The organism is Paraburkholderia sp. EB58, from assembly GCF_050436665.1.
In the GTDB taxonomy this organism is placed as follows: Bacteria; Pseudomonadota; Gammaproteobacteria; order Burkholderiales; family Burkholderiaceae; genus Paraburkholderia.
Map to the genome: position 1 here is coordinate 92,090 of NZ_JBNDMQ010000032.1, position 19,822 is coordinate 111,911.

General features: G+C 56.3%; 18 protein-coding genes and 1 pseudogene. 8 read left to right on the forward strand and 11 right to left on the reverse strand.

Features of this window, described 5'->3' with window-relative positions:
* Positions 1 to 4 precede the first annotated feature (4 nt).
* The 5 genes from P3T40_RS34035 to P3T40_RS34055 form a co-directional block, all read right to left on the reverse strand.
* The gene (locus tag P3T40_RS34035) at positions 5 to 445 is read right to left on the reverse strand and encodes a low molecular weight protein-tyrosine-phosphatase (RefSeq protein WP_429272104.1); all 441 of its coding nucleotides are present in this window, start codon (positions 443 to 445) and stop codon (positions 5 to 7) included.
* On the reverse strand, positions 442 to 1,488 hold the full coding sequence (locus P3T40_RS34040; protein ID WP_429272105.1) for a polysaccharide biosynthesis/export family protein: 1,047 nt from the start codon (positions 1,486 to 1,488) through the stop codon (positions 442 to 444). Before P3T40_RS34040 ends, P3T40_RS34035 begins: the two co-directional genes overlap by 4 nt.
* A gap of 171 nt (positions 1,489 to 1,659) precedes the next feature.
* A complete protein-coding gene (locus tag P3T40_RS34045; RefSeq protein ID WP_429272106.1) occupies positions 1,660 to 3,039 on the reverse strand; it encodes an undecaprenyl-phosphate glucose phosphotransferase in 1,380 nt (459 codons plus the stop codon).
* Between the two features lie 45 nt (positions 3,040 to 3,084).
* Positions 3,085 to 4,515, reverse strand: a complete 1,431-nt coding sequence (locus P3T40_RS34050) for a mannose-1-phosphate guanylyltransferase/mannose-6-phosphate isomerase (RefSeq protein WP_429272121.1) — start codon at positions 4,513 to 4,515, stop codon at positions 3,085 to 3,087.
* Positions 4,516 to 4,702: 187 nt separating this feature from the next.
* Positions 4,703 to 5,716 (reverse strand): helix-turn-helix domain-containing protein, encoded by a 1,014-nt coding sequence (locus P3T40_RS34055; RefSeq protein WP_429272107.1) that lies wholly within the window; start codon positions 5,714 to 5,716, stop codon positions 4,703 to 4,705.
* Positions 5,717 to 6,797: 1,081 nt separating this feature from the next.
* On the opposite strand from P3T40_RS34055, the gene rfbC reads away from it, so the two are divergent.
* On the forward strand, positions 6,798 to 7,346 hold the full coding sequence (gene rfbC / locus P3T40_RS34060; RefSeq protein ID WP_429272108.1) for a dTDP-4-dehydrorhamnose 3,5-epimerase: 549 nt from the start codon (positions 6,798 to 6,800) through the stop codon (positions 7,344 to 7,346).
* A gap of 359 nt (positions 7,347 to 7,705) precedes the next feature.
* Entirely contained in the window at positions 7,706 to 8,641 is a 936-nt protein-coding gene (locus P3T40_RS34065) for a GlxA family transcriptional regulator (protein ID WP_429272109.1), read from the forward strand.
* 42 nt (positions 8,642 to 8,683) lie between these two features.
* On the opposite strand, the gene P3T40_RS34070 is transcribed toward P3T40_RS34065, so the two are convergent.
* Both P3T40_RS34070 and P3T40_RS34075 read right to left on the reverse strand, forming a co-directional pair.
* On the reverse strand, positions 8,684 to 8,986 hold the full coding sequence (locus tag P3T40_RS34070) for a hypothetical protein (protein ID WP_429272110.1): 303 nt from the start codon (positions 8,984 to 8,986) through the stop codon (positions 8,684 to 8,686).
* A 453-nt stretch (positions 8,987 to 9,439) separates the two neighbouring features.
* Positions 9,440 to 9,838 (reverse strand): response regulator transcription factor, encoded by a 399-nt coding sequence (locus P3T40_RS34075; RefSeq protein ID WP_429272111.1) that lies wholly within the window; start codon positions 9,836 to 9,838, stop codon positions 9,440 to 9,442.
* 1,027 nt (positions 9,839 to 10,865) lie between these two features.
* On the opposite strand from P3T40_RS34075, the gene P3T40_RS34080 reads away from it, so the two are divergent.
* Together P3T40_RS34080 and P3T40_RS34085 are read left to right on the forward strand one after the other, a co-directional pair.
* Entirely contained in the window at positions 10,866 to 11,261 is a 396-nt protein-coding gene (locus P3T40_RS34080; RefSeq protein WP_429272112.1) for a hypothetical protein, read from the forward strand.
* A 732-nt stretch (positions 11,262 to 11,993) separates the two neighbouring features.
* Positions 11,994 to 12,386 (forward strand): hypothetical protein, encoded by a 393-nt coding sequence (locus tag P3T40_RS34085; RefSeq protein WP_429272113.1) that lies wholly within the window; start codon positions 11,994 to 11,996, stop codon positions 12,384 to 12,386.
* Between the two features lie 795 nt (positions 12,387 to 13,181).
* Here the strand turns inward: P3T40_RS34085 and P3T40_RS34090 are convergent.
* Positions 13,182 to 13,415, reverse strand: coding sequence for a hypothetical protein (locus P3T40_RS34090; protein ID WP_429272114.1), 234 nt, complete (start codon positions 13,413 to 13,415; stop codon positions 13,182 to 13,184).
* A gap of 655 nt (positions 13,416 to 14,070) precedes the next feature.
* Here P3T40_RS34090 and P3T40_RS34095 point away from each other — a divergent pair.
* Together P3T40_RS34095 and P3T40_RS34100 are read left to right on the forward strand one after the other, a co-directional pair.
* The gene (locus tag P3T40_RS34095; protein ID WP_429272122.1) at positions 14,071 to 14,637 is read left to right on the forward strand and encodes a phosphatase PAP2 family protein; all 567 of its coding nucleotides are present in this window, start codon (positions 14,071 to 14,073) and stop codon (positions 14,635 to 14,637) included.
* A 217-nt stretch (positions 14,638 to 14,854) separates the two neighbouring features.
* Entirely contained in the window at positions 14,855 to 15,880 is a 1,026-nt protein-coding gene (locus P3T40_RS34100) for a GlxA family transcriptional regulator (RefSeq protein ID WP_429272115.1), read from the forward strand.
* A 223-nt stretch (positions 15,881 to 16,103) separates the two neighbouring features.
* Here the strand turns inward: P3T40_RS34100 and P3T40_RS34105 are convergent, their stop codons facing one another.
* Complete coding sequence (locus P3T40_RS34105; protein ID WP_429272116.1) at positions 16,104 to 16,652, reverse strand: IS630 family transposase; 549 nt, start codon at positions 16,650 to 16,652, stop codon at positions 16,104 to 16,106.
* The gene (locus tag P3T40_RS34110) at positions 16,649 to 17,110 is read right to left on the reverse strand and encodes a helix-turn-helix domain-containing protein (protein ID WP_429272117.1); all 462 of its coding nucleotides are present in this window, start codon (positions 17,108 to 17,110) and stop codon (positions 16,649 to 16,651) included. The genes P3T40_RS34105 and P3T40_RS34110 overlap by 4 nt, the downstream gene beginning before the upstream one ends.
* A 298-nt stretch (positions 17,111 to 17,408) precedes the next feature.
* On the opposite strand from P3T40_RS34110, the pseudogene P3T40_RS34115 reads away from it, so the two are divergent.
* Positions 17,409 to 17,618: pseudogene (locus P3T40_RS34115) on the forward strand (ATP-binding protein); the annotation flags it as partial.
* A gap of 13 nt (positions 17,619 to 17,631) precedes the next feature.
* Here the strand turns inward: P3T40_RS34115 and P3T40_RS34120 are convergent.
* Positions 17,632 to 18,372, reverse strand: coding sequence for a 3-ketoacyl-ACP reductase (locus P3T40_RS34120; protein ID WP_429272118.1), 741 nt, complete (start codon positions 18,370 to 18,372; stop codon positions 17,632 to 17,634).
* Between the two features lie 1,091 nt (positions 18,373 to 19,463).
* Between P3T40_RS34120 and phaP the strand changes: the two genes are divergently transcribed.
* On the forward strand, positions 19,464 to 19,745 hold the full coding sequence (gene phaP / locus P3T40_RS34125) for a TIGR01841 family phasin (protein ID WP_429272119.1): 282 nt from the start codon (positions 19,464 to 19,466) through the stop codon (positions 19,743 to 19,745).
* Positions 19,746 to 19,822 lie beyond the last annotated feature (77 nt).

A 19,822-nucleotide genomic window follows, 5' to 3' on the forward strand; every position in this document is an offset into this window, starting at 1 on the left:
GTAATTAGTTAGTCAATCGAACCATTGCGTCAATCCACCGCTCCAGACCTTGCTCGATCTGCGCTAAGGTCATTTCGAACACCGCGCGGTCCTTGCGATAGGGGTCCACTACGTCAATCCCCTCGTGCTCGGCAATGCGATATACCTTTCCCTTCGAGAACGGGTAGACCGCTTCGATTCTTCTGCACTGTGCCGCTGTCATTGTCAGCACCAACCTGGCCCAGCGCATGTGTTGCAGGTTTAAGCCCACTGCGGTATGACCGGCGATGTCGATCTCCCGCTCGGCCATCAACGCGATTGCCACAGGATCAGGGCTACGTCCGACGAGCGCACCCAATCCGGCTGAGATCACACTGATGCCGGGTAGTTGCTTAGCGAGCAGGCCTTGTGCCATCGGACTGCGGCAAATATTTCCCTCGCAGACGAAAAGGATGCTATCGATCATTTCGTGACGACCGCCCCGGTCAACCCCGCATTGATAGCCGGCAACAACAGGCTCAACACTCGGCTGATGCGTACCAGACCATTGCCGTCCACGTACACCACATCTTTGGGCTGCAACTCAAACTGATTGGCCAGCACCATCGAAACTGGCGAATGTGCATTGAGATGGAAAACCTGAGGCGCCACGCCTTCCGAGCCGCGAACAACGTAAACCTGGGCTGCATCAGCGGTGCTCGTGTTCAGGCTCCCTGCCTGGGAAAGCGCGTCGCTCAGCGTAAGTACTCCGTTCTTCAGCGGAATGGCAGTCACTGGCTTATTGACCTCGCCCATGACATACACGCCGTTGTCATCGCGTGAGGCGACTTTCAGCATGTCGTCGTCCTTTAGCACGATGTTCGCCGGATTCTGATCGCGCTCAAGCATGCGCGACAGGTTCAACCGATACGACACACCATCACGCACGAGAGTCACTCGGCTTTGATCCGCCGTTGATGCGAAGCCACCGGCGCCACTGATCGCTTGATACAGCGTCATGGGAATGTCGCTAATCGACACACCGCCGGGCGTATGCACCTCACCGTCAACGTAAACCTGCTTGGCACGGAACGACGCAACCCGAACCGTCACCTGAGGTTTGATGAACGCTTTGACCAGCGAGGCATACACCAACTGTTGTGCCTGATCGATGCGCAGTCCCGCGAGATGGACGCTGCCGGCATACGGAATCTGCACATTGCCGTTGTTGTCGATCACAAATCCCGCGGCCGGATCATAGGGGTGCCCGTTCGTTTGGGTCTGCGCCCCCTGTGCGGCCGTCAACTCGGGGTGATCCCAGATCGTTATCTGTAGAACGTCGCCCACGCCAAGCGTGTACGGTCCCGATTTGCCAAACAATTGACGAACCTGATCCGCAGTCGCCTGAGTCTCGGCCTTGTGCATCTTTTGAATCAAAGCGATATTGATTTCAGCGATTGGAACCTGCGCTTCGACTGGCGGCACGTTTTCATTACCGCTGGTGACAGGCAGTGTCGCAGGAGTATTCATACGCATCCCTGGCGCAACGGCGCAAGCCGACAGGACCGCGCTTACGGTCGCACCCGTCAGCAGGTGAACACACCGGCGACAAAGGGGCTTCGTTCCGTCTCCAAACAACTTCCACAAGAATTGCATCAAGTCTTCCTCAACTTACTGTGTATGTACGTCTGTGTGCAGACGTCAATATGCGTTGCTACTAACTAACCCCTTTGCCACGGTCGCCACGACGATCCGCATATCCAGCGCGAACGACCAATTCAGGAGGTAGTAAAGGTCATGCTCGACCCGCTTCTGCATCTTCTCAAGGCGATCAGTTTCCCCGCGGAACCCATTGATCTGCGCCCATCCCGTGATGCCAGGCTTGATCCGATACCGATGGATATAGCCGTTAACAATCTTTCGATAGAGCTCGTCATGCTCGATCGCGTGGGGACGCGGTCCAACCACTGACATCTCGCCTCGCAGTACGTTGAAAAACTGCGGCAATTCGTCAAGACTCGTGCGCCGCAAAAGTCTGCCGACGGACGTAATTCGGGAATCTCCCTTGGTCGCCTGCGTAACCACGCCTGCGCTTTCCACATGAGGGCGCATCGTGCGGAACTTGTAGATCTTGAAAATGCGGCCGTCAGCGCCCTTGCGATACTGCGTGAAAAACACCGGCCCTCGTGAAGAGAGTTTCACGGCGACTGCAATGACCAACAACAGTGGCGCTAACGCGAGTAACGCTACCGCTGCAAAAATGCGATCGAATATGTCCTTTTGAACCAGTGCGTGCGCCGGCAGCGGCGACGCCATCAAGTTGATCGCCGGTGCGCCGATCAGATCGATCATGGCGCCATCAAACATCGCTACGCTTTGCATGTCCGGAATGAAACGTATGTTCACGAGCTCATTCCGAAATTCATTGACGAAGCGCTGTATCGTAGAGCCTTCCGAGAGTGGTAACGCCAGCCAGATTTCCTGCACACCATTGCTTCTGACGTATTCCGTGAATTCGTGGAAATCGTCGATCACCGACACGCAGGCCAGCGCGACATCCGTCCCCGGGCGTACATCGAACATCGCCGATGCCCGAAAGCCGCTCGCCGGTGACGCCTCCATCTTGCGGACGATACGCTGGCAATGCGCGCCGTAGCCCACCACTGCCACGTCACGCAAATTCATTCCTGCTCGGCGCACCCTGCGCAGCACCCCATACGTCATCAGCCGGGACGCAATTAGCACCCCACCCGTAATGGCCGTCCAGTAGGCAAGCCACAAACGAGAGATCACTTCCGTGCGATGTAGTGAAAACATCAACACCAGACCGCAGGCTTGCACCACAATCCAGGCTAGTGACGCTCGGCTCACAAGCCGCAGCAGCGAACGCCCGCGCCACGACTCGTACAAACCAAATGCAGGAAACGACACCAGTGCGAACGCCACAGAAAACGTAATGAACGCACCATCGAGGCGGCTTTGCACCGTGTCTTCAAAGCGAATGTGCGATGCCAACACAGCGCCGGCGACTATGAGAAACACATCGACTAGCCGCGCCACTAACCCCTGTATGCCAAGCATTTTGCGACTCCCACCTAAAGTTGGACTGCATCACCCGCCAACGCTTCACGCACGACCGTACGTGTCGTCAAACCGAACGATGTCGTCCTCGCCCAGATACGATCCCGACTGCACTTCAATGAGCTCGAGCGGCAACTTGCCCGGGTTCTCCAGCCGATGCGTTACGCCCAAGGGAATGAACGTCGACTGATTTTCGCTAAGCATGAATTGCTCATCGCCACGCGTGACAAGCGCAGTGCCACTGACCACAATCCAATGCTCCGCGCGGTGATGATGCAGTTGCAACGACAGACGACCGCCAGGATGAACGACGATCCGCTTGACCTGAAAGCGGTCGCCGTGATCGATCGAATCGTAGTAGCCCCACGGACGCCGTACCTTCCGGTGCGCATCCGCTTCTGGAGCCTGCTGCGCCCTGATCCGGCTAACCAGGCCCTTGACGTCCTGCACACGCGACCGGTCCGCGACCAGCACCGCATCATCGGTCTCGACGACGATCACATTGGTCACACCAACGCACGCAACCAGCCGTCCTTCAGAATGTGCAAAGCTCGACGTCGCACCCTCGAACACCACTCGGCCCCGCGCGACGTTGCCATCAACGTCCTTATCCATGGCATCCCACACGGCATCCCATGAGCCAAGATCCGACCATCCAGCTTCAAGCGATACGACTACACCCGACGGCAGTTCCTCGTCTGACCCAAGCCGCTCCATGACGGCATAGTCGATCGAATCGGACGGCGACTGTTTGAAGGCGTCCGCGCTCGGCCGGAAAAATTGACCTTCGGTTGCCCCCTGCGCGAGCGCCAATACACAAGCGTCATGCATCGCGGGCTGCAACCTTCCAATGGTCTCGAGCCATACGCTTGCTCGCACAACAAAGATTCCGCTATTCCACCAGTACTGCCCTGACGCGAGGTACTGCGCGGCAAGTTCAGACGCCGGCTTTTCCACAAAGCGCTCAATCCGTTGAGCGCCAGCGCCGATGACAGCCCCGAGCTTGATATAACCAAAGCCTGTATCGGCCCGCGTCGGCGGCACGCCAAGGGTGACAATCGCGCCGGCTTGCGCGTACTCCGTCGCGAGCGCAATAGCGCGCTGGAACGCTTCCAAATCGGCAATCGCATGATCTGCCGGCATCGCAACCACAATCGCGTCCTCGCCGTCCGCGGATGCAACTGCGGCTGCAAGCGTAAGCGCTGGCGCGGTGTCACGTCGCACAGGCTCGACTACGATGCGCGCATCAATGCTGCTCGCGCGAAGTTGCTCCGCGGTCACGAACCTATGCTCGTCCCCACACACGATGATTGGCGCGCATGCAACACCCGACTCAGACGCGAAGCCCTTCATCCGTCCAACTGTCTCCTGCAGCAACGAGTCGGGTCCAAGCACACCAATCAGCTGTTTCGGATATTGCTCGCGCGACATCGGCCACAACCGCGAACCAGAGCCGCCGGCCAACACCACGGGCACGAGGCGCGCAGACGCCCTAAGTCGGCCACCGCACTCCTCTTCCTTGTGGACTGGCTCACCAGCGCCGCTGCCTTGATTTACTTCATCTGTCAATGACGACACCGTAAGTACTCCTACTGTTAAGTGCTTGAAGTGCACACAACGAGCGCCTAATATATTGAATTGGGTGACTAAAGAGTCCCTTCAACTACGAAGGATCACCCGCCGCCAAGCCACGAGCATGAATGCGATATTCCGAAGGCGTGAGCCCCATCCGTTTGCGAAAAATCTTGGCAAGACGGTCACCGTTGATCCAACCGCATTGCTTTGCAATCTTGTCAATCGGAGAATCAGTCTCCACAAGTAACCGGGACGTCATCTCCAGGCGAGTCCGCAGCAGAAACTCAGACGGCGTCACACCAATCTCCTGCTTGAAGCAACGCAAGAAGTTCCGTTCGCTCATCGCCGCAACCCGTACTGCTTCGTTCACGGAGATCGGTCGCCCACAATTCTCTTTTAACCACCGCGCCGACGCCCGTACCTTCTCGGCCCGGGTCGGCGTACTCGAATCCGACAATACCGATGCGATGATGGGAGAACCATTTAGCGAAAGACGTCCAGCTGCTTCCCGTGCGACGTCGACGCCGAGATCGCGCTTGACCAACATCAGAGCCGTCTTGGCCGGCTCATAACGATCAGCCTCTTCGCCCATATCGTGCCCCCCAGTCCCCGCCAACTGCTGCGAGAAGCCAGCCGCGTCGTGCCACTGTCGCGCGCTACCACCGCCCGCGGCCTCGAGCAGCATCCGCCCCTCGCGAATCGGTTTCACCACTTCGCTTAGTGGCAAAACCTCCCGAAGCCAGTTCACTACACGCTCGTCACGAGTCGCGTTTTGCGCGCCCTCTCCATCTACAATAAACAAAGCGTCAAAGCCGATGGCGTTCCGTGCGTCGCAGGCGTAGGTCCAGACGTTGATCGCTGAAGAGCAAGCCACATTTCCCCCTTGGGCCGAGTAAAAGCGAACGTCATACAACGCATCACCTCTCGATCGTGCAACGCAGATCTCGTTTGCCACCTGGAATACCTCTGGAATGACTCCAGCCGTAAGCAACGAGAATCCTTCGAACAGTACAACGCCGATGTCTCGAACCGAGCGCCTGCGCCTCTTGCCACTGGCAGACGCCGCTCCGTTATCCGGATTGTCGAGACCTGCGTACACCATAGAGCTTCCCCAACGTTATGCGATTTAGCGATGCCTCATTCGCACCGAGAATTTTTGCGAGTTGCAGCGCATCATACATAGGCCGCCAAATGGCATAGCGTGACTGACGGAAAGCGCCAACATGTTGGCGGATTAGCCCACACGATCACGAGCGTGGATCACGCCACGCATCTCACATGGCGCGAAACCTCCATAACGTGAAAACGCCAAACAGTTAAACGCGCACATATTCGGACTAAACGAAATGATTGTGTCCCTAAAATACCTTCGTCATTCCTCCGTCATTCTGTGTCCTTGATCTCACCTCTCGATTACGGCATCGCGATGAAACCCAAGAGCGTTCGTACGATGCGGCATTCACGAGCGCTTCTTGCTAGAGGTGGTTGACTGGTGTTCGAGCGCAGTGCAGTGGCGCGTCCCCCCCCGCGCCGGTACGGGCTGTCCGGGCCGTTGACGCTAACCCACTCTGTTCGCGTGCGGACCATTCGTGCGGGGCTAGCACATGCTCATTTGACGCTACGCAGCAACGCAATGGACGCAGCGACGGCCTATAAGCTGGACTCCAAAACGATTTCCCATTCCCAATGCGTATTTGAAGTTTTGGAAAAAAATTGAAATAGATACGAAGTAGAGATCGCGATGGATATTGATTGCGCAGCGTTACGTGAGCACTCGTCCGAAGACACGCTTAGGCAGCGTGCAGGTAATTTTTCCGACGCCGCTAATTGGTACTGTAAGCACACGTAGCACGCGCCGGATGGGAAGAAAACTGCTAGCGCTAGTCCGCCAACGTCGTCACGAGTCTGGCAAAAATGCTGCACCGCAATAAGCATGTCGCGCCCGCCGCCATCTCCCGTTCGCACCTGCCGTGATCAAATTCTCTCGTGCCACCTGTGCGAAGCTTCCTGGCTCTACTATGCAAGCCGGTTCTTGGCGACGTTGTCAAGCCAGACTGATTCACTGGCATAAAGGGTAGATGGCGTTCTACTCCACAGATTTGGCGGAAACGGCAAAGGCCGCCCTTGTATGATCAAAGGCCATATGCAGCGCACTCTCCCCGTTTCCAGCCCGATCGCCGTCCATGACCATTAAGGTTCAGCACACACCGATTCGCGACGTCAAGCTGATCGAGCCATACATCTCCAGCGACGCGCGAGGCGCGTTCTTCGAGAGCTTCGACCAAAGCGAGTTCGACGAAAAGGTAGCGCGCGGTTACGCCTTCTCTCAGGAATACCACACCGTTTCGGCCCACAACGTACTTTGCGGCCTGCACTACCAGATCCAGAGTCCGCAGGGCAAACTGGTCCGGGTCGTATCCGGCGAGGTGCTCGACGTGGCGGTTGACCTGCGGCGTTGGTCGACCACCTTTGGCCGATGGGTCAGTGCGCGACTATCGGCGGTCAATTGTCATCAGTTGTGGATACCGCCCGGCTTTGCGCATGGCTTTCTGGTGTTGTCAGAAGTCGCGGAGGTGTTGTGCAAGGCCACCGAGCGCCGCATTCCCGATAAAGAGCGCACGTTACGGTGGGACGACCCTGACGTCAACATTGCATGGAACCTCGACCGCCCCCCGGTTCCCGCCACGGGGAGTGCGAATAGCGTGAGTTTTAGCTCGGCCGAAGTCTACTGACGGTAGTCGGAAGACCGGGGCCCCCAGGGCGGACTGCCCGTCTTAACACACACAAGTAACCATTCGCTTTCCGAATCATTTAGACGGATAGCACTTGCCAGTTGCCGCCAGCCCGCACCTTCTGTGCTGACGAGACTAACTCAACCCTGAGAAATTTGTCCGTCCCGGCCAACATGTTAGTCGATTCGGCCACACACTAATGCTACCGGAATTCCGTGTGTAGGATTGCCCGCGAATAAGCACCTGCTCAAACGCCGGAGGAGGCCATTATATTTGTGGGGGACGCTCAGATGGCAGGTTTTCCGGACCGCGAGCCGCGGCATGCTGCGCAATCTCAGGTCTTGCCGAATAACGGCGCAGTGAAACGCATCGGCATTGCGCTGTTTAACGGCTTTGCGTTGCCTGATGTGGCCGCAGTCGCGGAGATCTTCCAGTCAGCAAATACGCTGGGCGAGACTACCAGAAGTGGCTTCGTACCATACGATGTCTGCCTGTTATCGGTCGCCGGCGGCAGAATTTCAAGTTCATCGTCCGCCTTAGTCTCGACTGAGACGATCGACGCGCACCATGTTGCGGACAACTTCCACGTACTGTTCATTGCAGGCGGCACGGGTGTGAATGCCGCATTGCGCGATGGACGTCTGGTGACCTGGCTACGACGCATTTCCCCTTATACGGAAGTGATCTTTCCGATCGCCGAAGGACGCCTGCTGCTCGATGCAGCCGGCTTGGAGCCCACTGCGGACGATCCACGGCGCGACGTACCACGCGCTCAGGTGTTGCATGACGGCTTAAGAACCCGGCCGTCTCCCGACATCATCCATCCACTCCATGCTGTGCTAGCGGTGGTCGAAAGCGACCTCGGCGCCAGACTCGCGCAGACTATCGCTAGTGGTATCGAGCCACTGTTGCAGACGCGGTTCACACCGATCGTTTCCAAGAACGCGTCAGGCGGTGTCAGCGAAAAAATACGGAACTCAGCGCGGTGGCTCGAGATGAACGGCGAACGCCCTATCAAGATCGATGAAGCGGCCAAAGTGGTCGCAATGAGCTCGCGCAATTTCCTCCGACGCTTCAAGATGGAAATGGGTATGACGCCGTCCGACTATCTTTTATTCGTCCGGCTGGACATGTGTTGCCGCCTGCTTGCTGAAAGCGATCTTCCGGTAGACAAGGTGGCGCGACGCTGCGGCATCGGCAGTGGTGGACGACTCTCGAAACTTTTTCGCAGATATCTTGGGACGAGTCCAACCGAGTATCGCTCGCTTAAACGACGATCATTGACGTCAGCTTAGCGTTCTGCCGACCACGGCGCCGGCATACCCAATGACCCGCAGCTACTCGAAACCGAGCCGATGACTGAGAATCGGCGCACAGAAAAGTGCAATCGTACAGCCAACAGCCTTTCCTTCGAACTCTGCAACAGCGACGCGCGCCCGATACAATTGCGTCATCAAGTCGAACAATTGAGGAAAGCAGTACAGAACCGCCATGGCAATAAAGCATCGTTCCAGAATCGCGATACGCCAGCCCTTCGACAAGGCTACGGCTGCGGCGACGATGCGCAGCACACCGAATGCTACGAGCGCGCCCACTGCCGCCTGCTCGCGGATTAAATACGTTGGAATAAATTCATCCATTCTTACCTCCAAGACGTTCTCAGTAGCAGAAGCGGATTGACCGGCTACGGCTACTCGGAATGACACGTCGTTGCGGCAGGTTGCGAAACAAGTCCCAATGGATGGCGGCCCATCGCGCCACATGGTCAAGTTCGAGCTTCCGGATTTTCTACGCTACCGTTGACATTGATTCGCTGGTTTTCTTCGGATAACCAACGTTCGACAATGAGCAGATAAATAAATGCTTTGATAGACGCTTAGATGCGCATTCGACCGCCAGATGTTATCTGCCTATTGCCAAGCTGGATGTCGAATGGCTGAATCCACCATCATGTTGACGGATTCGGCGATGCTCATGGGAAGCGCGTCGCGCTGAGCGTGCCTGCCTGGGACAGGCACCGCAATGGACGTCATGCCCAGGAAGTCACGGCATTGACGCGGGATGATCGCCAGCATCCTGCCCGCGGACGCTTGCTAGATAGTTCTGGAGGTAGCGAATGCGGAGTGTGGATTGCCGCGATATTCGAAAGCATGAATATGCGCAAGGGACTGACCGGCGCTCAGTGGCTTCTCGAGATAGATCTTTGCGCCGCTCTCCAGCCCCGAGACGATCGCGTTTTCCGGCGTAAGCGGCGTCACGCACAGAATGATTGGAATTGAGGACCTATGCTTGGAGAGATAGCGCAGAGTATCGTATCGGGCGATATCCGGAGCGGCCCAATCGAGTATCACCAGGTCAATGGATACCTGCTCGAGCAATTCGTGTAGTGATTTGTCGTTTACCACACCAAAGCAGACGTACCCAACAGATGACAAGGTTTCGAGTGCGCAATCGAGTGCTGTGAGATCGGATTCTAGTATCGCGATTTGCATATGATTATGGTCGACCGTTGAGGGCAGCGACGAGGTCTGTTCGGGCGCACACGTCCACAAACTTTCCTTGCCGCGCATTACAGAACGGAGGGGATACCTTGACGATCGGAGTCTACGCGAAAATGCGCGACAAGAATGTCAAAACTTGACAAATGCGAGAAAATTTAGCAAGAGCACATAAAATACTCGCGCAAACAGCCGTCCGGCTTCTAACCTTTCTTCGCCCTTTCGACGCCTATAACTTCGGAAATCGCTAACTTTATAAGCCGATAATGCCCACAAGGCGTAGAACCGTCGATGAAGAATTAAGTTGGACGCCGCCCATGTGGCTGCTGCGTATTGCAGACGCCAACTATCGGGACTGGTCGCGTTACACACAGTGGAATCACTAGTACTTAACCACGTCCGTGAGAGTTGACACGATACCCACCGGCAACGCCACAGCCGCCAACAGTGCCATGCGCCGCAGCAACCTTGCCCTTGCGGCCTCCCTCTTACCGCGCGCACGCCATGGCTGCAACTCAAGACTGAGAAATCCAGTACTGTGCCTTGCGCCCGCCCATAAGGCCGATTGCAAGCTGTACGCAAGGTAAATGAGAACCCATGCAAAGCAAAGCTTGGAGAGAATTAAAAGAGTGATGTTCATATGGTCCCGCGCTATGTGGTCCGCTCAAAGGCGAGCGTAAGCTAAGCAGACCGTGCAGGGTACGCTGCGATGCAACACGATGGGTAGGACAATGTTTGGGCATTTTCCGCCGTATTTTTTTCCGACTTATTTATAGGCACTCCCGAACTCTCGCTGTTGTCGCGTTAGGTCAATAGCATGGTCTTTTCCGCCGCTCACGTCGCCGTTCAGTCCTTCCATTCTATGATCGGGTCGGGCCTTAGAGTTTGAGCGAGTCGGTCGAAACTCCCTCGTAGTTTTTAGCCAACTGCTCCAAGATCCCAGCAACTTCGTTTCTGCCGTCGACCTCACGCATGCCGATCTGTTTAATGATTGGTTGGTATTTCTTACTAAGTCAATTTCATGATTTCTTCGTCATCCTATCCGAGCATTGGCGCGCAGGCCGAATTCCTGACCTATCTCGTGATGTCGCAACTAGTTAAGCGCCATCTGACCGGCGCGTGGCTAACGGTCGAGCATCTGGTCGAATCGACGCATCTCTGGATGCATGCTAACGGCCACGTCATTGACTTGATGAAGCGCGTCTCTCTAGCCAGCCGTGCCAAAGATCTGGCGGCTTGTGTGGCTAGCGTCAGCGAGGAAACGCTCGACGCCAAAGCGTTGAGCCGCGCGTTCTTAGATCACCTGAATCTCAACTACCAGTCTCAGCCGGTGGCCGAGATATATAGAAGTTGCTTGGCCTTGCTCGTTCACGAGCGATTTTCCGTCAGGCAGACGCTGCAGCCTAACGGGCAATAAGGCTCTTAGCGTTTTTCGTTCTTCGATGTATTGCGGCGCCGTAGGGTTTTAGTGGCGCACGCTGCCAAATACGTGGCCTCGTCCGCCACTCTCACCGCGTCCGATCCCTGTCGATCTATGATCGTGCCTGGTCATCTCAGGGGCTACCCCCGTAGCGCCCGCTGAGCCTTAGCCTGCCGCCTCCCAAGGGTGAGCAGGCTTTTTTTACGTGAGTCCGTCCAAGAGGTGGTCTGCTTGGTGATCCATAAACAGCCCCGACGGCACGCTCGATTCAGAAGCGGCTTCGCCTGATCCTCAGACTACCAGTACGGGGGTCGACTCGCCTGGCAAAGGCAAACAGCGCCGCAATGCCCACGGCACAAACAACGGAAACAGCAATGAGCATACGAATCTCGCCAAAGAAAGTATGCGAAACGGTATCAAAACAAACGCCGATGCAGCGCCTCTCACGTTGGTGCAATCGGTCAACCTTTTGGCTTAAGTGGCCATCCGATCCCATCGTCTCAAGTCGCGCTGTAGATGCAGATGCGGACAAACCCGTGACCGACTCTGCACTCGTCGGATTCTGACCACATTTTGTCGAGACCAGATGAATTGGAACGTCCACCATTTGCATGAGATTTATGATCTCGCAGTCGGCCAAAGAGGTGATCATTTCTTTGCGAGCTCACCTTGGCAAAAGCAATACCCATTGCGCATCACGACGGAACACAACTGACGAGCCCGATATACATGGAACAAGCACTTGCTTTCGACCTGCTAGCGCCCACGGAACTGCTGACCTATTTCGTTGTATCGCAATTGACCGCGCACCATATGAGCGGTGAATGGCTCAAGGCAGACGATCTGGCCATATCGGCGCAAAGCTGGCTGCGAGTCAACGGCTGCAACATGGCCTTCCTGCAACGCAGAAGACTGGCTGTTCGGGCTCGGCATCTAGCCGAACACGTAGAACGAATCTCCGATACGGCGTTTAACGAAACCACTAAAGCTAGCATGTTGTTCAGCGGACTGGGGCTGGACTTCAGGTCTCCGGCGTTAGTGGAAATTTATCTCGTCTGTATGAACGATCTCCTCGGCGAATCATCTACTGATCAAAACCCAAATAAGCAGGAGCGGCCATAGTTTTCCACTCTCTGCCCCGTCACGGCTGCTCTCTCCGACACGATACCCTTTAATGCCGTTCGCATCCCAAAACACGGCACAAAACACAGGGGCGTATGAGCTTTACTCTCTGGATTTTTTCCAAATTTTGTTTTGCTTGTGCCATTGGCTATCTGATCTTTAGCTTTCTCTCCGCGCGATGGGCTGCGAAACGACATGACGGAAGTTCCCTCTATCTCGAGTTCCAGCCGCAGCGTGCGCGTGGATCAACCGAGGTCGCCAGGGCGAGGTTGCTAAAAAAGATGCGGTTGTGCGCTGCCGTGGCGCTCCCAATCGGGATCGTGTCTCTCGTCGTCTCTGCGCTTCTGTCGTAGAGACGTACAACATGTCAATCTCAAATCAAACTTGTAGGAGTGCAGATCGTCTTTACGGGAACTTGCGATCTGACATGACAGTGAGTTTCCACCCTGCCCGGCCAACATATGGTTCATTGACGCCGCGGAACCTATTCCGTCCGCTGGCCCACCTATACTAAAACCGTGTCGATGTGGTCCATCGCATGATCTGAGGGGTTCTCTCAGGAACACCGCCCCCGGCGGACCTACCTCTTGGATGTTTAGCCTGCCGCGCTCTTGTTCGGCAGGTTTTTTTTGTCTACTCATTGAAACGCGTCGCCACGCAGTTGCCGGATGTGCGCAACCGGTTAAGGACACCCGCTCTTTCGAGTGCACTCGGCCCGTCAGTTGGAAAAAACCAGGAGACGCCGTTCACCGCGAGTGTGCGAGAAAACTCATCGGTCCGGGTAAGCGAAAAGATTCATGCATCGGCACCATACATCTCGGCAAGGAGTTCGAGCGGAGCGTATCGCGTGAAATGTCGCATCCGTGCGAGGTATTCACGATCTCTCGTGCTCGCTTCGATCTGCTTCTCCAGTTCAAGCCGCAATTTTATTTCGCGATCGACTATGACAGACTTCAGCACACGTGCGTAAAGCGAGTCCTTGTCATCAATTACCTGGTACTCGTTCAGGAGGTCAAAAATTTCGCTCATCTTGTCCTACGTTCGTCGCATTCACCGCGGTTCATCGCAGCAGGGATGCCGACCGAACCTATCGAAAAATCCATGTTACCAACATCATCCCTGCAATTACGAGGCATACAAAATCAGAACTGTTCATAGCCAGCCACGCTGATCCTCCTCCCGTGCGGACCCACTAAAAAAGCCCGCTCGCCCCTGGGAGGCGGCAGGCAAACGGTCTGAGGGCCTACTAGGTGACCGTGCGCAATCATAGATCGGCGGAAATCGAAGGCGGCGAGGGTGGCGGAGCAGACCACAGAAATGGCTGAGTACGACAAGGGAATTGAGCCCGCAGCGGGACGCCGTTCGCCGCGTTCAACACATCATCGAGTGACGGTAGACGGAATAGCTCCATATTGTGAGCGACGAACTCTGTTGCTTGCGGCCGGCTTTGCGCTCGGCCGAATCAGACAATGCATTGACGGAATTGGTTAAGCAGGAGCTGCGATCATCTGCACGAGACTCCCCTGGTCTCATGTGATGTTATCCTTGGTGGCTGCCTGCGTAAGGGGCGGCCATTTTTTTGAGCGCTCTTCCCGGGCAACCATTTCCCATTGCACCCTACGGTGAAATGGACCAGCCGTACGGGCGCGGTCTGCCAGCCGAATAGACCCATCATATGAGCACCATCTGGAATGTAATCAGCAACTTTGGCGATGCTGCGCTAACACTTCCGCTGGCAGTAGGCTGCGCGATATGGATTGCGGCGTCTGACCGACAAGTCGCCGCTTACTGGCTGATTTTTCTATCAGTGGGAGCGACGATCGTAGGTGCAACGAAGATCCTGTACGCTGGGTGCGGCATAGAAATCAGGGAAATCGGCTTTCGCGTTGTTAGCGGACACGCAATGCTCTCATCGGCTGTATGGACGACGTGCATCCCATTGTTTCTGCGCCGTGCAGGGCTTACCTCCGTCGGTGTAACTCTTGGCCTCGCGGCCGGCGCCATCATTGGCGCCGCACGCGTGTTTGAAGAAGCGCACACAGTGTCAGAGGTCGTCGCAGGCTGGGCGCTGGGCTCGGCAGTCGCACTGGTGTTCGTGCGTCTGCTAGAAAAATCACGCCTTAAACTGCGAGGCACCGCCGTCGCCGCCGCCTCGCTTCTCCTGGTATCCGGGGTAGCGTATGGACACCACGCGCCTTTCCAATCTCTGATTGAACAGTACTCGCCGGGCATCTGCAGTCGCTTTTTATAAGGGCCTGCATTATTGGCCGCACTAGCGGTATCTCCCGGCACCGGTAGATAGGTATTGAAGGCCGTAAGAGAACGTAAGGGAAAACGCCTTTAAACTGAGACGCACGGTATAGAACAACAAAAAGAGGTCGATATTATTCGCGATCCACGGCCCACCGGTTCTGTTGCTTCGCAAAAGACGAGCGGGCGGCACCACATGTCAACAAAGGCGTTCACTCGTGTTCACCGATCAACTTGCAGGACCCTTTCCAGGCATCGGGCGACCGCTGCCGCACTTTTTGCCACAAATTAGCAAGGTTAGACGCATCGGCATCGCCCTGTTTAATGGCTTTAAACTGTCGGACACGGCTTCTATCGCCGAGGTGTTCGAATCGGCAAACGCCATTGCGGAAAAATCCAAACGCGTTGAAACACGTTACGAGCTCTGTCTGCTATCGGTTGATGGCGGCAAAATAGACAGCTCTTCCGCCCTATGCGTTTGCACAGAGGCTATCAACGCCCGCCGCGAGGCGGACGAGCTCCACGCACTATTCATAGCCGGCGGCGCAGCAATGCACAGCCAACTACACGACGTTCGTCTAATCAGGTGGCTCCGCGAGGTTTCGCAGGCCAACGAGCACATTTACTCGATCGGCACCGGTCGTCTGCTCCTGGAGGCAAACGGGCTGACGCAGATCACCACCGAGCGGACGGGCTCTGCCGGCTTCGGCAATCACCAACGAAACCAGCCGAGTTTCGAGCCGTCGGATAGTCCGGCAGATGCGCTGCAGTCCGCGCTTCGTGTTGTCGAGGACGACCTCGGTGCGGATATCGTCCGTCAGATCGCTGGCGGGTCAGAGGCTCGCATTACCAAACCGTTCACTACGACGGAGCGCGCGGACCACGCAGGACCGGTGGATGAAAAGCTCCAGGCGGCGGCACGGTGGCTGGAAACCCACTGCGATCGCCCGATCTCCATTAGTAGCGCGGCGGAAGTAGCAGCCATGAGCGAACGCACTTTTCTGCGCCGCTTCAAGTCGGAGATTGGTCTGACTCCGTCTGATTACCTGCTGAAGGTGAGGCTCGATATGAGTTGCCGCCTCCTGGCGGAAACTGACCTTCCCGCCGACAAGATTGCCCGCAGATGCGGGCTTGGCAGCGGCGGAAACCTCTCCAGACTGTTCCGGGCTCATCTCGAAACGACACCAATCAGGTATCGCTCGGAGAACCGGAAATACTCCGCTTGTCGTGATGGACACGACTGATCTGCCATAACGCCTGGCCGCTTGCGTTGCTCGACCAAGTCGTTGTCCTTTGACGCTCCTGCATCAACCGCGTTCATTTGCCAAACCGTTGCTCCTCCCGGGCTCGTATGCAACCGCGGCGAGGGCCGCATTACTCGGTCCGCCGTTTCCTGCAATTGGCTTTTGCCTGAGCGTGTCCGAATCTGTTTTCGTTCGACGGCTTCTAAAGCGTTTTGCTAAGTGTTCAGGAAAAATTGATTTGAAAATCGGGGCCGTACCTGCTTAGCAGTGCCGCAAGTTCGGCATCGATGGTTTCGCGAGTCCAGGTGAGGGCTCGACGCCATCGGTATTTCAGGTGCCGCCAGACGATCTCGATCATGTTGAGCTCGGGGCTATAGGCAGGTAGGTAAAACAGGATGACCTTATGTTCGAGCAGCCAACGTTGGCGCGTCGCGTCGCTGATACCGTGATGGATGCTGGCATTGTCCAGCACGATCACCGTGGGCAGACCGTTCCCGGTGGCGAGCACACTGTCGATGAAGCACTCGACATCCTGGGCTTTAATGGTGCCGGCATGCGCGGCGTGGATCAGCGTGTTCTCACCGAAGTCCAGTGCGCCGATCACGCTGCGGCGGCAGTGAGGGTTCGGTTCGACCTGGTGAGGCAAGCCTCGTGGTGACCAGCTACGTTGAACCGGCGGCGATCCATGCAAGCCCGCCTCATCGAGATACAGCAACCGCACGGCGTCCTCGCGTGCAGCCTGCTGGAGTTTGTCGAGTGTGGCCTGTTTCATGGCGAACGCTTCTTTGTCGCGCTTTTTTTAAGCGCGTAGCGGTTGCGCTTGAACGAAAAGCCGTTGCGCTTGAGAGCTTCGCCCAGCGTTTCGATCTTGCAGGGCAGCGGCTCGTTGAGGGCGGCTTCGACGCGCTGGGCAATGCCACCAAGGCTCAGCGCTTCGGCGCGGGCGATCTCAAGGGCCACAGCGATCTGGGCTTCAGTCAGCAGCGCATGCCGGCCGCCGTTATGTGCACCCATCAAGCCGCATATGCCCCGCTCGCGCCATGCGTGCGACCAGTTGTAGACGCTCTGGCCACTCACGCCCAGTTGCGCCGCAATGGCACGCGCCTTGAGGCCACGTCCGAGCATCAACAGGCCCGCCGCGCGTGTGCGCGTATCCCGATGACGGTGATTGATCGACATCTGCTGCAATGTCACCTCCTCGACTGCCTTCAACACTACGACACACTTCATCCACGACCCCGGCACCGACCAAGACGCCAGGTTAGCCAAAGTCAAACCGTTTTACCAGGAACACTTATCGGCAACTTGAAACACCTGTCGCCGAACCCGTATTAACTTAAACCAACCAGCCTCCACGATTCCCGGGGCGGTTCAGTGGGGAAACAAAGTATGCTGCCAACATGACGTCCTCCTGTAGTGGCGATCGGCCACGAAAGACGTCATCATTATGCGGAGAGACAGGTGTTGGATCTGCCGCGTTCACGGACCTCTGGGACAGACACTCTGCGTAAAAATAGACCCCGCATTAAATCTGGACTTCGCCGAATGGTCCAGTGTGTTCGGCGACGCGAAGATGACCACGGCATTGCTGGACCGGCTGACGCACCACTGCCACATCGTGGAGACCGGCAACGAAAGCTATCGTTTCCGGCATAGCAGCGCCAGTGCAAAGAAACGCATCCGGTCGCGCGAAGCGGCGCGCAAAGGCGACAGCGCGAGCGCGGCCGAATCAGCCTGACGTCGTTCGCCTCTTAACCCATATGCAGGCCGCCGTTCAGCGAGAAGTCTGCGCCAGTAGCGAAACCGGATTCGTCGCTGGCAAGCCAGGAGACAATCGAAGCAATCTCTGTCGCTTCTCCGAGGCGCCGTACCGGAATGCTCTGGACGATTGCCTCCAGTACTTCAGGACGGACCGCGCGCACCATATCGGTTCCGATGTACCCGGGGGATACTGTATTCACCGTGATGCCCTTCGTTGCAACTTCCTGGGCAAGTGACATCGTGAAGCCATGAATGCCCGCCTTGGCAGTCGCGTAGTTGGTCTGGCCGAACTGCCCTTTCTGTCCGTTCACAGATGAGATGTTGATTATCCGCCCCCACTCCCTGCTCACCATCCCCTCGATGACCTGCTTGGTCACGTTGAAAAGACTCGTGAGGTTCGTATCAATGACGTCGTTCCAGTTTTCCCTCGACATTTTCCGAAACACACCGTCCCGCGTAATGCCGGCGTTATTCACCAGCACATCGATCTCACCGACCTCTTTCTTTACTTTCTCGAAGGCGCCCTGGGTCGATTCCCAGTCGCCAACATTCCCCTCTGAGGCAATGAAGGAGAAGCCAAGCGCGCTCTGCTCGGCCAACCATCGCTCCCGTCGCGGCGAATTCGGTCCGCATCCCGCTACAACCGTCAGCCCATCCTTATGGAGCCGCTGACATATAGCGGTCCCAATGCCACCCATGCCACCGGTCACGTACGCAATGCGCTTTGCCATGTTCTACCCTCACTTTCAGTTACGGTTTAGGAAACAATATTCTTGTACGATTGTGTGATGACACTTTGCCAGCGCGCCGGCCATTCAGTGTGCCAGTCGCTGTTATAATCACTTTTGATATTCCGTTATGCTTATTAATTTTCAGGCGAGCGTATCCGCACAACCGAACTGCGTCAGCGCGCCCCGATACAATGCGGTAACGACATGTCCGGGGTCAGCTACCTCAGCCCAGATATCGCTCGAAGTTTGAGTTGCAGGTCGTCATTTTTTTGACGCAACACACACCATTGCACTCTTTCCTGGATCAGCGAACTACGTCAACTGTGCCTGCCCTGTGCAAAGCCAGTGAATGTCCAGATTGAATGCGGCGGCGAGTCGTGTACAGACGTTCAGCGGTGGGACCGTGATTCCGCGCCGCCAATACTGCACGTCCGCCTCACTTACATCTAACCACTTCGCTGCCCGGGCCGAACTTACTCCAGCCTGTTTGAAGGTCCTGTCAAGGCGTGCGGCGAGAGCTCGCCTGAGGCGGTTGTCCTCAACGCTACGCTCGAGGTGACCGACATGTCTTGTATCTTGCTTCATCCTGCTTGATATCTCTCAATATGTTTTTATGCAAATCTTGCACCGATCCATTCGCGGCGCTCAATGAAGCTACACGCACGTCATTACATCCTCGTGACGCCATGGTGGGTCGCCTCATCTCTTCGCAAGCGTTTGGCATAAGTTGCGCTGGCGTCGTTACTATTCCTCCCTCGCCGCCTTGGTGTCAAACAAAAAATAAATTGTGCCGTTCCACAAGCCGAGGTAAAGCGTTTCGCCTGGATGTCAGAGGTCGGCGATTCTCACCAGGGTTTTTCCTTAAACACCCTGTACGTCAATCCGATCAAGACATTTCGCATTTCGAGTACTCGCCGGAAGGTGCCGACAGCGGACAAACGACTGCCAACCGCGCGAGTAACCTTAGAATTAAGTCTGCTTCATCGCACCAATGATTCCGACTCTACGGCTCGTTTTCCGTGGTTCCGTGGTTCCGTGGTTCCGTGCGTCGGTCGCCCGGACATGCGCCACCCCATCTCTAAGGAGTTCGTATGAGCAGTCTCGTGTCTGAACAACTGGTAGTCGTGCAGAAAGCCGTCCTGGAAGCAACGTTTGGTTTCCAGACCAAGGGGTTCGAGGGCATTCAAAAGGTGGCAGAGCTGAACCTGCAAGCCGTCACAGCAACCGTTGCCGACAATCATGAGGTTATCGCGCAGGCGTTTTCGGCCAAAGACGCACAGGATCTTTACGCGCTGCAGACGCGTCATGTGCAAGTCGCTGCAGACAAAGCGCGTATTGGCAGCACGTCTACGAAATTACTAACCAGTGCATAAATAAGCGAACATAGATTGACGCTATGTTCTAAGCTTTAAGGAGCTTGGGGAGAGGCGCAATGCGGGAAGACGACGGC

Bases quoted from the DNA above. Each gene is read 5' to 3' on its own strand.
- P3T40_RS34035 (WP_429272104.1), bottom strand. From the start codon at position 445: ATGATCGATAGCATCCTTTTCGTCTGCGAGGGAAATATTTGCCGCAGT.
- P3T40_RS34040 (WP_429272105.1), bottom strand. From the start codon at position 1,488: ATGAATACTCCTGCGACACTGCCTGTCACCAGCGGTAATGAAAACGTG.
- P3T40_RS34045 (WP_429272106.1), bottom strand. From the start codon at position 3,039: ATGCTTGGCATACAGGGGTTAGTGGCGCGGCTAGTCGATGTGTTTCTC.
- P3T40_RS34055 (WP_429272107.1), bottom strand. From the start codon at position 5,716: ATGGTGTACGCAGGTCTCGACAATCCGGATAACGGAGCGGCGTCTGCC.
- rfbC (WP_429272108.1), top strand. From the start codon at position 6,798: ATGACCATTAAGGTTCAGCACACACCGATTCGCGACGTCAAGCTGATC.
- P3T40_RS34070 (WP_429272110.1), bottom strand. From the start codon at position 8,986: ATGGATGAATTTATTCCAACGTATTTAATCCGCGAGCAGGCGGCAGTG.
- P3T40_RS34075 (WP_429272111.1), bottom strand. From the start codon at position 9,838: ATGCAAATCGCGATACTAGAATCCGATCTCACAGCACTCGATTGCGCA.
- P3T40_RS34080 (WP_429272112.1), top strand. From the start codon at position 10,866: ATGATTTCTTCGTCATCCTATCCGAGCATTGGCGCGCAGGCCGAATTC.
- P3T40_RS34085 (WP_429272113.1), top strand. From the start codon at position 11,994: ATGGAACAAGCACTTGCTTTCGACCTGCTAGCGCCCACGGAACTGCTG.
- P3T40_RS34090 (WP_429272114.1), bottom strand. From the start codon at position 13,415: ATGAGCGAAATTTTTGACCTCCTGAACGAGTACCAGGTAATTGATGAC.
- P3T40_RS34105 (WP_429272116.1), bottom strand. From the start codon at position 16,652: ATGAAACAGGCCACACTCGACAAACTCCAGCAGGCTGCACGCGAGGAC.
- P3T40_RS34110 (WP_429272117.1), bottom strand. From the start codon at position 17,110: ATGAAGTGTGTCGTAGTGTTGAAGGCAGTCGAGGAGGTGACATTGCAG.
- P3T40_RS34120 (WP_429272118.1), bottom strand. From the start codon at position 18,372: ATGGCAAAGCGCATTGCGTACGTGACCGGTGGCATGGGTGGCATTGGG.
- phaP (WP_429272119.1), top strand. From the start codon at position 19,464: ATGAGCAGTCTCGTGTCTGAACAACTGGTAGTCGTGCAGAAAGCCGTC.